The organism is Allobosea sp. (assembly GCF_051860145.1).
Lineage (GTDB): Bacteria > Pseudomonadota > Alphaproteobacteria > Rhizobiales > Beijerinckiaceae > Allobosea.
Genome location: NZ_JBHYEM010000004.1, coordinates 183,593 through 197,162 on the forward strand (window position 1 = coordinate 183,593; position 13,570 = coordinate 197,162).

Sequence of the window (13,570 nt, forward strand, 5' to 3'; positions counted from 1 at the left end):
ACGGCGCGCCGTCATTGCGAGGAGCGGAGCGACGAAGCAATCCAGGAGGGGCCGTCGCGCGACCCATCCTGGATTGCTTCGCTGACGCTCGCAATGACGGTGGGCTCCGCGGTCCCCGAATCCGATCAGGCAGCCGGCCGCTCCGAATGACGGCCGTGTTCCCTCTCAGCCGCCCGGCAGCAGCTCCTTCAGCCGCAGCAGCGCGATCTTCTCGACCTGTTCGAGCGCCGTCTCGAACTCCCGTTCCGGCGTGCTTTTCAGGCGCTGCTCGAAGGCTGCGAGGATCTCGTCCTTGCGAAGCCCCTTCACGGCGATGATGAAGGGGATGCCGAACCTGGCCTTGTAGGCCTCGTTCAGCGCGGTGAAGCGTGCGCGCTCGTCGCTGCTCAGCCGGTCGAGCCCGGCCGAGGCCTGTTCGAGCGTGGATTCAGGCGTCAGCTCCTTCGCGGCCGCGAGCTTTCCGGCGAGATCGGGATGGGCGAGGAGGAGGGCGCGTTTCTGCTCCGGCGTGCCGGCGCGCATCGCCCCTACCATCGCCGCGTGCAGCCCCTCGGCGCTGTCCTGCCCGGTGCTCAGGCCCGCGTCATGGGTGGCTTCCGCCACCCAGGGCGAATGCTCCCAGACGCGGCCAAAAACCTCGGTGAACAGCGCCTTCGGAAGGGCCGCGGGCTGGTAACCGCCGGCGGGCGGGTGAAGCCTGATCCAGTGGCGGGCGATGTCGAGCCTGGTCGCGACCCAGACGCGCTCGTGGCTGCGCACATAATCGAGGAAGCGCGCGAGCGCCGCGGCGCGGCCCGGGCGCCCGACCAGGCGGCAATGCAGGCCGATCGAGAGCATTTTCGGCGCCGTCTCGCCCTCGGCATAGAGCGTGTCGAAGGAATCCTTCAGATAGGCGAAGAACTGGTCGCCGGAATTGAAGCCCTGCGGCGTCGCGAAGCGCATGTCGTTGGTGTCGAGCGTGTAGGGCACCGTGAGCTGCGGCCCTTTCGGCCCGGCGACCCAGTAGGGCAGGTCGTCGGCATAGGCGTCGGCGGTGTAGAGGAAGCCGCCTTCCTCCATCATCAGCGGCGTCGTGTTCTGCGAGGAGCGGCCCTGGTAGAAGCCGAGCGGGCGCTCGCCGGTGATCTCGCGCTGGATGCGGATGGCTTCCACGATGTCGGCGCACTCCTGCTCGGGCGGGGTGTCGCGGTAATCGATCCATTTCAGGCCATGCGTGGCGATCTCCCAGCCCGCCTCCTGCATCGAGGCCGCGATCCCAGGATAGCGCGCGAGCGCGCTCGCCACGGCGAAGACGGTGACCGGCAGCTGGCGTTCGGTGAACATGCGCCAGAGCCGCCAATAGCCGGCGCGCGAGCCGTATTCGTAGATCGACTCCATGTTCATGTGGCGCTGGCCGGGCCAGGGCGCGGCGCCGACGATCTCGGAGAGAAAAGCCTCGGAGGCGGCGTCGCCATGCAGGATGCAGTTCTCGCCGCCCTCCTCGTAATTGATCACGAATTGCAACGCGATCCGGGCCTCGCCCGGCCAGTGCGGGTGTGGAGGAGTGCGGCCGTAACCGGCCATGTCGCGTGGGTAGGGACGTTCGACCATCGAGATAACTGCCTGCGAAATTGAGTCAGGTTCCGGCTGCAAGCCGTTGGGGTTCGATTCGAATTGCGGTTCTAGCTGCCGCGATAGGTCGAGTAGCTCCAGGGCGAGGCCAGCAATGGCACGTGATAGTGCCCGCCGGGATCGGCGATGCCGAAACGGATCGGCACGATATCGAGGAAGGCGGGCTCGGGCAGGGTGGTGCCGAGCCCGCGAAAATAGGCGCCGATGGCGAAGGACAACTCGTAGGTGCCGGGCTCGAGCGCGTCGCCCGCGAGCAGCGGTTGGTCGGTGCGGCCATCGGCATTGGTCGCCGTCTCCACGAGGCGCTGGCGCGAGCCGTCGGCGGCAATGCGGTCGAGCGTGATGCGCACGCCCGCGGCCGGCCGGCCGTTGACCGTGTCGAGCACATGCGTCGAGAGACGAGGCATCTTATTGCTGTCCTGCTGAAAAATCGGAGATTAGCTCTTCAAGCATTTGCTCTATGTCATATTGCGCAAGCAATATCGAACCTTCATGCTGAGTTGCGGAAGATGATATTCTTGTTTGTTCCCACAATATAAGCGCTCCTGACCGCGGGCGCTTTTCTATTTCATTGGGATTAAATGTTTCAATGGCTTCAATATAATATGGAGAGGCTCTTACAGCCATATACTTCCCATACGATTCGCCCCGCGTTGAAAATAATTCAAGTTCAACTGTCAGTAATCCAGTTCCTGATGCTCTCCTGGCCAGCCTTTCGTCTGCCCGCGAAAAAATATCCGCATCATCGAGAACGATTCTGAGTTTCTTGGCTGAAGCGAGGCTCTCGAAACGTGCTCGAGACCATTCGCATAGCTGCTTGTTGTCACTGCTTTCAGGGTTCGCGCGGCAATGAAAGCTAATGCCAGTCCAGCCGCCAAATTGCCTTTTGAGGTATGCTGTCCGATCAAAGTCACGAGCTGCCAAAGCCAAGCTGCCAATGGGCAAAGCTATCATTACGCTGCCAAGCCGCCAGGGGATTGTACCGAATCCCACCACAACCCCCCGTCCAGGATGTTGACCGCGCCGGAACGAAGCTTGCCTTCGCAAAAAGGCCAACCCTAGTCTGGACGCGTCATGACAGTCCCATCCCGGATTCGCCCCTGTCAATCGTTCGCGCGGCCCGTGGGGAAGGGGCTGCGGAATGCTTGACGCCTATCTCCTCGAATGGGGCGGCATGCTGCTGCGCTGGCTGCATGTGATCACGGGGATCGCCTGGATCGGCTCGTCCTTCTTCTTCATCCATCTAGACGCCAGTCTGCGTCCGGCCGCCGACATTCCGCCGGGGGAAGGTGGGCGCGCCTGGCAGGTCCATGGCGGCGGCTTCTACGAGATGCGGAAATATCTGGTCGCGCCGCCGCGCATGCCAGAGGAGCTGACCTGGCACAAATGGCAGAGCTACTGGACCTGGATCTCGGGCTTCTTCCTGCTGGTCTGGGTCTATTACGCGCAGTCGGAGCTCTATCTGATCGATCCGGCGGTGATGCAGCTCTCGCCGCTGGCGGCGGGGGCGATCGGCATCGTCGCGCTGGCGCTCGGCTGGCTGTTCTACGATTTCCTTTGCAAGTCGCCACTCGGCCGCAACGAGGTCGTGCTCGGGCTGCTCGGCTTCGGTTATGTCGTCGCGGCGAGCTGGGCCTTCGCCCAGGTATTCTCGGGCCGCGGCGCGCTGATCCATACCGGCGCGCTGATGGCGACGATCATGACCGCCAATGTCTTCTTCATCATCATGCCCGGCCAGCGCAAGGTCATCGCGGCGCTGACGGCGGGCGAGACGCCCGATCCGAAGCTCGGCAAGCAGGCCAAGCAGCGCTCGACGCATAACAACTACATCACCCTGCCGGTGCTGTTCCTTATGCTGTCGAACCACTACCCGGTCACTTATGCCAATCCGGCGGTGATTCCGGCGCTGGTGGCGCTGATCATCGTCGCCGGCGCGCTGATCCGGCATTTCTACAATCTCCGGCACGCCGACCACGCGAAATCGCCGTGGTGGACCTGGGCAGTGGCGCTGCTCGCGCTCTGGCTCGCCTTCTGGCTGGCGATGGCCTCCTCGCCGGGCGGACGCGAGGGGCTCGGGCTGACGCCGGCCGAGCCGGCCAAGGCGGTGCTGCTGGCGGGCATGAGCCTGCCACCGGCGGAGGTCGCCAATATCGTGACGGGCCGCTGCGCCATGTGCCATGCACCGGAGCCGTCCTGGCCGGGCCTCCAGATCGCGCCCAAGGGCATCTGGCTGCACGAGCCGGAACGGATCGCCATCCAGGCGCGCGCGATCCGGACGCAAGCCGTGATGACGCATGCCATGCCGCCGAACAACCTGACCGGCATGACCGAGGCGGAGCGCCGCGTGCTGGCGAGCTGGCTGACGGGATCGCGCTAGGCGGGCCCGTTCACGCTCCGCACACGAAACCGTGAATTCATTCAGTTTCGGTTCACATCGCGAGGGGCATTGTCCGGCTCACTGACTGGGCTGGATCAAGGTTCCGATACCGGGACCGTCCGTGCCGGGGGGACCTTGGGGGTCCAGTGAAGCGGTTTCAAGGACAGGCTGCCGGCTACTGGCTGGCGGCTGCGGGTTTCGTTTGTGCGTGGACCATCCTGTGCTGGCCCTGGCTGTCGGGAGCGGTGACGATCCCGTTCGACGCCAAGGCGCATTTCCAGGCCCAGATCCAGTTCCTGGCGCAGGCCCTGCACAGCGGCCAGTCGCCGTTCTGGACGCATAACGTCTTCGGCGGCTCGCCGCAGGTCGCGGACCCGCAATCGCTGATCTTCTCGCCCGCCATCATCCTGGCCCTGCTCAGCCCGTCGCCGAGCTTCCGGATGGTCGATGCCTATGTGCTGGCGCATCTGCTCGCCGGCGGCCTCGCCTTCCTGATGTTCTTCCGGGATCGCAACTGGCATCCGGCCGGCGGCCTCTTGGCGGCGCTGGTCTTCGCCTTCGGCGCTTCGGCTGCCTGGCGCGTGCAGCATGTCGGCCAGATCGCCAGCCTCGCCTTCTTCGCCATCGCCTTCTGGCTGACGGCGCGGATGCTGCAGCGTTCCTCGATGCTTTCGGGCGCGCTTGCCGGGCTCGCCGCCGGCTTGATGGTGCTCGAGCCGGACCAGGTCGCGCTGCTCGGCGCCTATATCCTGGTCGGCATGGTCGTCGCGCATTGGCTGTCGGGCGGCTGGCCGGCGGTTCGCGCCAGCCTTGCGCCCGCCACCGTGGCGAGCCTCGCCGGTCTCGCCGTCATCCTGCTGCCGCTGGTCTGGACCTGGCTCTTCGCCGAGGCGACGACGCGTCCGGCGGTCGACCTCGTGGAGGCGGGGCGCGGCTCGCTGCATCCGGCCTCGCTGCTCACCGCCTTCGTCGCCGATCTCTTCGGTGCCCGCGATCCGGCGGTCGATTTCTGGGGACCCTACAGCCCCGGATGGAATGCCAGCGAGCTCTTCCTCTCGCAGAACATGGGGCAGGTCTATGTCGGGGCGCTGCCGCTCCTGCTGCTGATCGCGCCCGGCCTCAGCCGCGGCTGGCTCTGGGACAGGGCCATCCGGCCGCTGACGGTGCTGTTCGCCCTGATGGTGCTGTTCGCGCTCGGGCGCTACACGCCGTTCTTCCACCTCGCCTATGAGTATCTGCCCGGTGTGAAGGCGTTCCGCCGCCCGGCCGATGCGACCTTCCTGATCGGGGCGCTCGGCGCGGTCCTCTCCGGCTACCTGCTGCACCGCATCCTGAGCGAGACGGAGGCCGGTTCGCTGCGGCGCGACCTCGGCTTCGCCGCGGCGGCTGTCGCGGGGCTGGTCGGCGTGGCGCTCGTGGTCTCGAACCGGGAAGGGCACCTGATCGACGCCTGGTGGCCGAGCCTGAGCGCGGTGCTGTGGTTCCTGGCGGCGGCGCTGGTCGTGCTGGTGCTGACCCACCGGCGCCGGACGGTGGCGCCGCTGGCGAGCATTCTCCTGGTCACGGGCGTGGTCGGCGCCGATCTCGGCGTGAATAACGGCCCCAACGAGTCTACGGCCCTGCCGCCGCAGCTCTACGACATCCTGCGGCCCGAGACCAAGAACGAGACGGTCGCCGCCCTCAAGAGCCTGCTCGCGCAGCCTCCGGGCTCGCCAAGGCGCGACCGGGTCGAGCTGCTCGGCATGGGCTTCGAATGGCCCAATGCCGGCATGGTCCATGGCTTCGACCACACGCTGGGCTACAACCCGCTGCGGCTGGCCGATTTCTCCGACGCCGTCGGCACCCGCGATTCGATCGCCGGGCCGGACCAGCGCAAGTTCACGCCGCTTTTCCCGTCCTATCGCTGCCGGATGGCCGATCTGCTCGGGCTGCGCTACATCGCCACGCGCGTGCCGATCGGCCAGGTCGACCATGCGCTGAAGCCCGACGACCTCAAGCTCGTCGCCTTCACCAAGGACGGCTACATCTACGAGAACCCGCGCGCCCTGCCGCGCGTGCAGTTCGTCGGCGGCTGGCAGCTCGCCGATTTCGACGGCATGAAGACGGCCGGGCAATGGCCCGACACCGATCCCCAGCAGGTCGTCCTGCTCGACACCGTGCCGCCCGACGCGGTGCCGGAGGGGCCCGTGGTGACGCAGGCCGAGGTCAAGCTGACGCGCTACGGCAACACCAATGTCGAGATCTCGGTCAGCACCGACAAGCCCGGCTTCATCGTCCTGAACGACATCTGGCATCCGTGGTGGCGCGCCGAGCTCGACGGTGTCGAGGTCGATATCCTGAAGGCGAACGTGCTGTTCCGCGCCGTGCAGGTGCCGGCGGGCCGGCACAAGGTGAGCTTCAACTTCAGGCCGGTCGAAGGGGCGCTCGCCGAGCTGCGCGATCGCGTCGAGCCGCCCGAGGCCGAGGAGCCGCCGTTGCTGGTCGAGCCGCGCGTCGCCTCGACGCCGGGGGCGGTGTCACGGCCGAGCGCTCCAGCGGATGGCAGCTGGCACGAGAGCCGCGGGCACGAGCCCGCGCCGCCCTCGACGCTGGTCCAGTAGAAGCCGGCCTTTCCGGCTCAGGCGACGCCGAGCTTCTTCTGCAGGCTCGTCGAGGAGGTGGTGTACTGGAAGGTCAGCCGCTTCTCCGGATAGACGTAGCGGTGCACCTTCTGGGCCGCGAGCGCGGCCTCGTGGAAGCCCGAGAGGATCAGCTTGAGCTTGCCGGGATAGGTGTTGATGTCGCCGATGGCGAAGATGCCGGGCACATTGGTCTCGAACTTCTCGGTATCGGCCGGGATCAGGTTCTCGTGCAGGTTCAGGCCCCAGTCGGCGATCGGGCCGAGCTTCATGGTCAGCCCGAAGAAGGGCAGCAGCGTGTTGCAGGCGACCTCGAAGGTTCCGCCGGCAGTGTCGCGGCAGATCGCGGCTTCGAGCTTGGCGCCCTCGCCGCGCAGCCCCGTGACCTGGCCGATCGCGAGGTCCATCTTGCCGCCGGCGACCAGCGCCCGCATCTGCTCGACCGAATGCGGCGCGGCGCGAAAATCGTCGCGGCGGTGCATCAACGTCACGCGGTTGGCGATCGGCTGCAGGTTCAGGGTCCAGTCGAGCGCCGAATCGCCGCCGCCGACGATCAGGATGTCGCGGCCGCGGAAGGCCTCCATCTTGCGCACGGCGTAGAAGACGCTGCTGCCTTCATAGGCCTCGATGCCCGGGATCGGCGGCTTCTTCGGCAGGAATGAGCCGCCGCCGGCGGCGACGATCACCGTCTTGGTGTCGAAGACCGTGCCGGCATCGGTGCGGACCAGGAAGCGCGGCGCCTCCGCCGTGCCGGTCGGCTGGAGCGACTCGATCATCTGGTTGAGATGGAAGGTCGCGCCGAACGGCTTGATCTGCTCGACCAGGTTGTCGACCAGTCCCTGCCCGGTGACGAGCGGGAAGCCGGGGATGTCGTAGATCGGCTTCTCGGGATAGAGCTCGGCGCATTGGCCGCCGACCTTCGGCAGGATGTCGACGAGATGGGCGCGGATATCGAGCAGGCCGAGTTCGAAGACCGCGAACAACCCGCAAGGACCCGCCCCGACGATGACCACGTCGGTCTCGACGATCTCGCTGGCGGTGACGTTCTGGTTGGCGGTCTCGGCGTTCATCATGAAATCCCTTGGGATGTCCCTGCGGTCATGCGCGGCAGCCGATGCAGTAAATTCTGCTGCGACGCAATGAAAATGACCGCCTTGACCCGGGCGCCGGCTAAAAAAGAGAAGATTCTCCCGTCTCAGGCCCCGGTGTCAGCAGCAAGCCCTACGGCGGCGATGCCGGCCGTCGCCGCTGCCTCGTCATTGTCGGAGGTATCGCCCGAAATGCCAATCGCGCCAAGCAGGGCGCCGCCAGCATCGCGAATGAGCACGCCGCCGGGAACGGGCACGAGCGAGCCGCCGACCGCATGCGTCGCCGCCTCGACGAAATAGGGGCGTTCCAGGGCCATCTTGTGCAGGGCGCGCGTGCCGATGCCGAGCGCGACGGCGCCATGGGCCTTGCCGAGGGCGATCTCGCCGCGCTTCAGGCTGGTGCCGTCCTGCGCGGCGAAAGCCTTCTGCGCGCCGCGCGCATCGAGGACCGCGATGGCGAGCGGCTTGAGGCCGGCCTTGTCGGCATAGGCGAGGGCACCGGAAAGAATGGTCTGGGCCTGGGTGAGCGTGAGCATGAAAATCGAGCCTTCCGTTGTCGGAAGAGCTTCTTGCCAGCAGGTTCTCGCTGAGGGAAGTCGTCGTGCCGAGCAAGCTGTTTTGCCGCGAAGAACGCATCGCCGCGTGCATTCTTTTTCAACGGTGTCGTCGAATTCAACTTGAACTTGCAAATCCGAGCGGGCTTCATGGCCCTCCCGACATTGGAGGATACGCTATGGGTCTCTTCAGTTTCATCAAGGACGCCGGTGCAAAACTCTTCGGCGCGAGCCCGGCTCAGGCCGCGACGCCCGAGGCGCTGCAGAAGGAGCTCGCCGGTCACGGACTTCCTTCCGACGTCAGTATCCAGATCGACGGCGACAAGGTGAAGGTCTCCGGCAAGGCCGTATCGACCGAAGAAGCGGAGAAGATCATTCTCGCGCTCGGCAACACCACCGGCGTGGCGCAGGTCGAGTCCGATCTCGCCGTGAACAAGGAAGCCGCCGCGGCGGTGTTCTACACGGTCGTGAAGGGCGACACGCTCTGGAAGATCGCCGAGGCCCATTACGGCAAGGGCCAGGGCGCGAAATACACCGAGATCGTCAAGGCCAACACGCCCCCGGTTAAGAACCCCGACCTGATCCTGCCGGGCTGGGTGCTGCGCATTCCGCCGCAGGCCGACGCCGCCAAGGCCTGACATCCGCCTGAGCATGTTCGGCAAAAAGGGGAACCCGCTTTTGCGACAGAACAAGCTCAAGATGGACATCCGGCGCGAGTTCTTTCCGTTCGACTGATTCCGGCCGAACGGAAAACGTGCTCGGCCGAGTTTTTCGCGCGGGCTGCTCTTGCGTCAGCCGCGCTTTGGCGCTCATCTGTCATACCAACAAGGCAGACAGGCCATTCCCGCTAGGAATGGCCTGTCGTGCTGTGGATAAGCCGGGCGATTGCTCGTGCCGGACTCCTGGGGAGGGGACCAGATGACCTTTGATCGCCGCAGATTCCTGACTTTGGCCGGCTCTGCCGTCGCCGCGCCGGCGGTCCTGCGCGCCACCCGCGCCAATGCGCAGGAGGTGACGCTCAGGATGCACCATTTCCTGCCGCCCGTCGCCAATGGCCACGCCAAGTTCCTGAAGCCCTGGGCCGACAAGGTTGGCGCCGAATCGAACGGCCGGATCAAGATCGACATCTTCCCTTCGATGCAGCTCGGCGGCACCCCGCCGCAGCTTTACGACCAGGCGCGCGACGGCGTCGCCGACATCGTCTGGACGCTGCCGGGCAACACGCCGGGCCGCTTCACCGGCATCGAGGCGTTCGAGTTGCCGTTCGTGCCCAACAAGCGCGCGCTGGTGAACTCGCTGGCGCTGACCGACTATGCCGAGCAGCACCTCAAGGACGAGTTCAAGGAGGTCAAGCCGATCTGCTTCTGGGCGCATGATCACGGGCTGATCCATGCCAACAAGCAGGTGAAGACGATGGAGGACCTCAAGGGTCTGAAACTGCGCTTCCCGACACGGCTGGCCGGCGAGGCGCTGCGCACGCTCGGCGCCAACGCGATCGGCATGCCGATCCCGCAGGTGCCGGAATCGCTGGCGCAGCGCGTCATCGACGGCTGCGTCGTGCCCTGGGAGGTGGTGCCGTCGATCAAGGTGCAGGAACTCGTGAAGTACCACACCGAGATCCCCGGCTCGCCGACCTTCTACGTGGCGACCTTCGTCCTCGCGATGAACCGGGCGAAATACGACGCGCTGGCGCCCGACCTGAAGGCGGTCATCGACAAGAATTCCGGCGCGGCCGCGGCCGCCATGGCCGGCAAGGTCTGGGACGAGCAGGCCGTGGTGGTCTCGGAGATGGTCAAGAAGCGCGGCAACACGATCACGCTGCTCGACGAAGCCGAGGCGGCGCGCTGGCGCAAGACGACCGAGCCGGTGATCGAGGGCTGGGTCAAGACGGCCAAGGACAAGGGGCTCGACGGCACGAAGCTGCTGGAAAGCGCCAGGGCGGCGCTGGCCAAGCACGAAAAGGCGGCCTGACGGCGATCATGGTCGAGGGAAGCGGGCAGGTGCCGGCGTCGGGCTTCGACGCCGCGGTGCGGGCGATCGCCATCATCGGCGGCGTCCTGCTGGTCGCGCTCGCGACGATGGTCGTCGTCAGCGTCACCTTGCGCAGCGATCTCGTCGGGGCCGCCGGCGTGCCGGGCGATTTCGAGCTCGTGCAGATGGCGACGGCGGTCGCCGCCTTCTGCTTCCTGCCCTATTGCCAGCTCAGGCGCGGCAATATCTTCGTCGACACCTTCACGCTCAAGCTGCCGCTGCGCTGGCAGCGCGCGATCGATGCGGCCTGGGACATCGTCTACGCGCTCGCGATGGCGCTGATCGCCTGGCGGCTCGCGGCCGGGGCGGCCTCCGCCTTCGCCAGCGGCGAGAACACCATGGTCCTGCAACTGCCGAGCTACCTGCCGATCGCGCTCTGCGCCGCGCTGGCTGCGCTCGTCTCGGTGACCTCCGTGGTCAGCGCCGCGCGGCTCGTGAGGTCGCGCCGGTGAGCGGCTTCAGCCTCGCCGTTGCCGGTTTCGCGGCGCTCCTGGTCCTGATGGCGGTGAGGCTGCCGATCGGGCTCGCGATGATGCTCGTCGGCAGCCTGGGCTATATCCAGCTCAACGGGCTCGAGCCCTTCCTGGCCTATATCAAGACCACGCCCTACCAGATCTTCGCCAATTACACCCTGTCGGTGATCCCGCTCTTCGTGCTGATGGGCGCCTTCGCCGAGCGTTCGGGGCTGGCCTCCGACCTGTTCAAGGCGGCGTCCGCCTTCGTCGGCCATCGTCGCGGCGGGCTCGGCATGGCGATGATCGGCGCATGCACCGGCTTCGGCGCGATTTGCGGCTCGTCGGTGGCGACGACCGCGACCTTCGCGCGCGCGGCGCTGCCGCATCTGCGCGGATACCGCTATGACCCCGGCTTCGCCTGCGGGGTGACGGCGGTCGGCGGCACGCTCGGCATCCTGATCCCGCCTTCGGTGATTCTCGTCGTCTATGCGATCTCGACCGAGCAGAACATCGCGAAGCTGTTCAAGGCGGCGCTGATCCCGGGGCTGATGGCGGCGGCGATGTACTGCATCACCATCGCCATCATGACGCGGCTCGGGCCCTCGCTCGGGCCGGCGCATGAGCGGGTGGCCTGGCGGGACCGGCTGGGGCCGCTGCTGGGCGTGATCCCGGCCATGCTGGTGGCGGTGATCGTCGTCGGCGGCATCTATGGCGGCATCTTCACGCCGACCGAGGGCGCCTCGGTCGGCGCCTTCATCATGTTGCTGATCGGCCTCGTCCGGCGGACGCTGGGCTTCAGGGAGATCGGCGAGGCGATCCTGCAGACGGCCGAGACCTCGGCGATGATCTTCGCCATCCTGCTCGGCGCCGAGGTCTTCAACGCCTTCCTGGCGCTGACCCAGGTGCCGACGGCGGCGGCGGAGATGATCGCGGCGTCGGGCTGGCAGCCCTATACGATCCTGATCGGGCTCCTGATGTTCTACATCGTGCTCGGCGGCGTGATGGACGAGCTCGCGATGATCCTGCTGACGCTGCCGGTGTTCTTCCCGATCGTGACCGCGCTCGATTTCGGCATGCCGGTCGACGATATCGCGATCTGGTTCGGCATCCTCGTGCTGATCGTCGTCGGCATCGGCATGACCTGCCCGCCGATCGGGCTCAACGTCTTCGTCGTCGCGTCGCTGGCGCGCGACGTGCCGGTGACGCGGATCTATCGCGGCGTACTGCCCTTCGTGCTCTCGGACATCATCCGCCTCGGCATCGTGGTGGCATTTCCGGTCCTCACTCTCTATCTGGTGAGATTGCTGGACTAGTTTGTTCTGGATGGCCGACGTGACCGTGAACGACCTCGACATCGACGACATCAAGGCCGGGCTGGCCGCCGGCTCCATCCTGCTGGTCGATGTGCGCGAGCCGCATGAATTCGCGGCAGGCCGCATTCCCGGCTCGGTGTCGCGACCGCTCTCGCAATTCGATCCGGCCGATCTTCCCGATGTTCCGGGCAAGCGCATCGTGCTGTCCTGCGCCGCCGGCATACGCTCGCTGCGTGCGCTCGAATTCGCCCAGTCGGCCGGGCTCGACGTCGACAGCCATTATCTCGGCGGCTTCAAGGACTGGGCGATGCGGGGCGAGCCCGTCGAGCGCTGACAGCCTCATGGCTGTGTTTCGGTTGCAGCGGCCAACGCCAGCGTCGATAACGGGGCGTGGCCTCGATCCGGCCGCGGCCGAAAAAGGTGTTCGATGACGGCTTCCCGCTTGCTCCGCCTGTCCCTCGCAGCCCTGCTCTGTACCGCGTCCGCAGCGCCGGTTGCGTTTGCGCAGGCATCGCCGCAGAGCGCGGCGAAGCGGTCGGCTCAGGATCCGGACCTGCAGGCGGCCATCGCCAAGTCGAATGCCTATACCGCGCTGGCCAACCGCACGCTGCGCGCCAACGAATCCTGGGGTCGCTACAAGAGCTGGGTCGACCTGAAGCGTGGCCCGACCGGCAAGGAGCGCTACATCTCGTATGGGCTCTACAGCCTCTATGACGTGAAGAGCGAGATCGAGAAGGCGCAAGCGGCGACCGCCCAGCCGCCGGCGCAGCCCGAGCTCGACGAGATCGTGAAGCGTTTCATCGCCGCCTATGAGGAGCTGGCGCCGCTGATCACCCGCGCGTACCGCTACTATGATCGCAAGGACTATACCGGCGACGGTGCCGCGGAAGGCCGCGAGCTGCATGTGAAGATGGTGCCTGCGGCAGAAGCCTTCCTGCGCGAGCGGGCTGTGTTCGATACGCAGCTCAACGCCTTCAAGAAGGGCATCGACACGCGGGAACTGGCTGCGATCGAGGCCGCTGAGGGCCGTTCGGCGCGCTGGCAGCTGCGCAACATCATGTTCAATGCGCGCGGCGTCATGGACGCGATGCCGAGCAACGACAGCCCGATCGTCGATCTCAAGGCTTTCGACGCGGCGCTGGCGAGCTATGCCGCGGCGATCAAGGAGATGGACGCATTCAAGGACAAGAACCAGTCCGGCGTGCCGATGATCGAGAGCTCTGCCGGCTCCTGGCTCGGCTCGCTGCGTGATTTCCGCGAGAAGCTCGCAAAGTCCAAAGGGGATGTGCGCAGAAGCGCAGCCAACGACGCCAACCGCCTCGTTTCCAGCTACAACATGATGGTGAGCATGTCCGACAGCGCCGCGCGCATGATCCGCTAGAGCCCGTTCCAATCAGCTTGCACTGCAAGCTGATTGGAAAAACGGTCTCTATCAATAAGTTTAGAGACGGATTCACTGATCAGGTTGTTTCAACCTGATCAGATCCGGCTCTTGTTCAAGCCCTGTCCGCCTGCGCCCGGCG

General features: G+C 66.2%; 13 protein-coding genes. 8 read left to right on the forward strand and 5 right to left on the reverse strand.

The features are described 5' to 3' along the window. Positions 1-165 precede the first annotated feature (165 nt). From puuE to ACTIF2_RS08825, 3 genes are all read right to left on the reverse strand, one after another. Positions 166-1,590, reverse strand: a complete 1,425-nt coding sequence (gene puuE, locus ACTIF2_RS08815) for an allantoinase PuuE (protein WP_439496681.1) — start codon at positions 1,588-1,590, stop codon at positions 166-168. Between the two features lie 71 nt (positions 1,591-1,661). Next, positions 1,662-2,018, reverse strand: coding sequence for a hydroxyisourate hydrolase (gene uraH / locus ACTIF2_RS08820; protein ID WP_439496682.1), 357 nt, complete (start codon positions 2,016-2,018; stop codon positions 1,662-1,664). 1 nt (position 2,019) lies between these two features. After that, positions 2,020-2,604 carry a hypothetical protein gene (locus ACTIF2_RS08825; RefSeq protein ID WP_439496683.1) on the reverse strand — a complete coding sequence of 195 codons (585 nt, stop codon included), beginning with the start codon at positions 2,602-2,604 and terminating at the stop codon, positions 2,020-2,022. Positions 2,605-2,752: 148 nt separating this feature from the next. Here ACTIF2_RS08825 and ACTIF2_RS08830 point away from each other — a divergent pair, with 148 nt between their 5' ends. Together ACTIF2_RS08830 and ACTIF2_RS08835 are read left to right on the forward strand one after the other, a co-directional pair. Then, entirely contained in the window at positions 2,753-3,988 is a 1,236-nt protein-coding gene (locus ACTIF2_RS08830; protein WP_439496684.1) for a urate hydroxylase PuuD, read from the forward strand. Positions 3,989-4,134: 146 nt separating this feature from the next. Then, on the forward strand, positions 4,135-6,588 hold the full coding sequence (locus tag ACTIF2_RS08835) for a hypothetical protein (RefSeq protein WP_439496685.1): 2,454 nt from the start codon (positions 4,135-4,137) through the stop codon (positions 6,586-6,588). Positions 6,589-6,605: 17 nt separating this feature from the next. Here ACTIF2_RS08835 and ACTIF2_RS08840 read toward each other — a convergent pair whose 3' ends face one another. Next, positions 6,606-7,676, reverse strand: coding sequence for an NAD(P)/FAD-dependent oxidoreductase (locus ACTIF2_RS08840; RefSeq protein ID WP_439496686.1), 1,071 nt, complete (start codon positions 7,674-7,676; stop codon positions 6,606-6,608). A gap of 125 nt (positions 7,677-7,801) precedes the next feature. Then, positions 7,802-8,230: a GlcG/HbpS family heme-binding protein gene (locus tag ACTIF2_RS08845; RefSeq protein ID WP_439496687.1), complete on the reverse strand. Its 429-nt coding sequence runs from the start codon at positions 8,228-8,230 to the stop codon at positions 7,802-7,804. A gap of 197 nt (positions 8,231-8,427) precedes the next feature. Between ACTIF2_RS08845 and lysM the strand changes: the two genes are divergently transcribed. The 6 genes from lysM (at position 8,428) to ACTIF2_RS08875 (ending at position 13,428) form a co-directional block, all read left to right on the forward strand. Continuing rightward, the gene (gene lysM, locus ACTIF2_RS08850; protein ID WP_439496688.1) at positions 8,428-8,886 is read left to right on the forward strand and encodes a peptidoglycan-binding protein LysM; all 459 of its coding nucleotides are present in this window, start codon (positions 8,428-8,430) and stop codon (positions 8,884-8,886) included. Between the two features lie 280 nt (positions 8,887-9,166). Next, positions 9,167-10,219 (forward strand): TRAP transporter substrate-binding protein, encoded by a 1,053-nt coding sequence (locus tag ACTIF2_RS08855; protein WP_439496689.1) that lies wholly within the window; start codon positions 9,167-9,169, stop codon positions 10,217-10,219. A gap of 8 nt (positions 10,220-10,227) precedes the next feature. Next, positions 10,228-10,731 (forward strand): TRAP transporter small permease, encoded by a 504-nt coding sequence (locus ACTIF2_RS08860; RefSeq protein WP_439496690.1) that lies wholly within the window; start codon positions 10,228-10,230, stop codon positions 10,729-10,731. Beyond that, positions 10,728-12,047 carry a TRAP transporter large permease gene (locus ACTIF2_RS08865; RefSeq protein ID WP_439496691.1) on the forward strand — a complete coding sequence of 440 codons (1,320 nt, stop codon included), beginning with the start codon at positions 10,728-10,730 and terminating at the stop codon, positions 12,045-12,047. Before ACTIF2_RS08860 ends, ACTIF2_RS08865 begins: the two co-directional genes overlap by 4 nt. A 10-nt stretch (positions 12,048-12,057) precedes the next feature. Next, entirely contained in the window at positions 12,058-12,381 is a 324-nt protein-coding gene (locus tag ACTIF2_RS08870) for a rhodanese-like domain-containing protein (RefSeq protein ID WP_439496692.1), read from the forward strand. A gap of 93 nt (positions 12,382-12,474) precedes the next feature. After that, positions 12,475-13,428, forward strand: coding sequence for a DUF3829 domain-containing protein (locus ACTIF2_RS08875; RefSeq protein WP_439496693.1), 954 nt, complete (start codon positions 12,475-12,477; stop codon positions 13,426-13,428). Positions 13,429-13,570 lie beyond the last annotated feature (142 nt).

Bases quoted from the DNA above. Each gene is read 5' to 3' on its own strand.
- ACTIF2_RS08870 (WP_439496692.1), top strand. From the start codon at position 12,058: ATGGCCGACGTGACCGTGAACGACCTCGACATCGACGACATCAAGGCC.
- puuE (WP_439496681.1), bottom strand. From the start codon at position 1,590: ATGGTCGAACGTCCCTACCCACGCGACATGGCCGGTTACGGCCGCACT.
- uraH (WP_439496682.1), bottom strand. From the start codon at position 2,018: ATGCCTCGTCTCTCGACGCATGTGCTCGACACGGTCAACGGCCGGCCG.
- ACTIF2_RS08855 (WP_439496689.1), top strand. From the start codon at position 9,167: ATGACCTTTGATCGCCGCAGATTCCTGACTTTGGCCGGCTCTGCCGTC.
- ACTIF2_RS08845 (WP_439496687.1), bottom strand. From the start codon at position 8,230: ATGCTCACGCTCACCCAGGCCCAGACCATTCTTTCCGGTGCCCTCGCC.
- ACTIF2_RS08860 (WP_439496690.1), top strand. From the start codon at position 10,228: ATGGTCGAGGGAAGCGGGCAGGTGCCGGCGTCGGGCTTCGACGCCGCG.
- lysM (WP_439496688.1), top strand. From the start codon at position 8,428: ATGGGTCTCTTCAGTTTCATCAAGGACGCCGGTGCAAAACTCTTCGGC.
- ACTIF2_RS08830 (WP_439496684.1), top strand. From the start codon at position 2,753: ATGCTTGACGCCTATCTCCTCGAATGGGGCGGCATGCTGCTGCGCTGG.
- ACTIF2_RS08840 (WP_439496686.1), bottom strand. From the start codon at position 7,676: ATGAACGCCGAGACCGCCAACCAGAACGTCACCGCCAGCGAGATCGTC.
- ACTIF2_RS08875 (WP_439496693.1), top strand. From the start codon at position 12,475: ATGACGGCTTCCCGCTTGCTCCGCCTGTCCCTCGCAGCCCTGCTCTGT.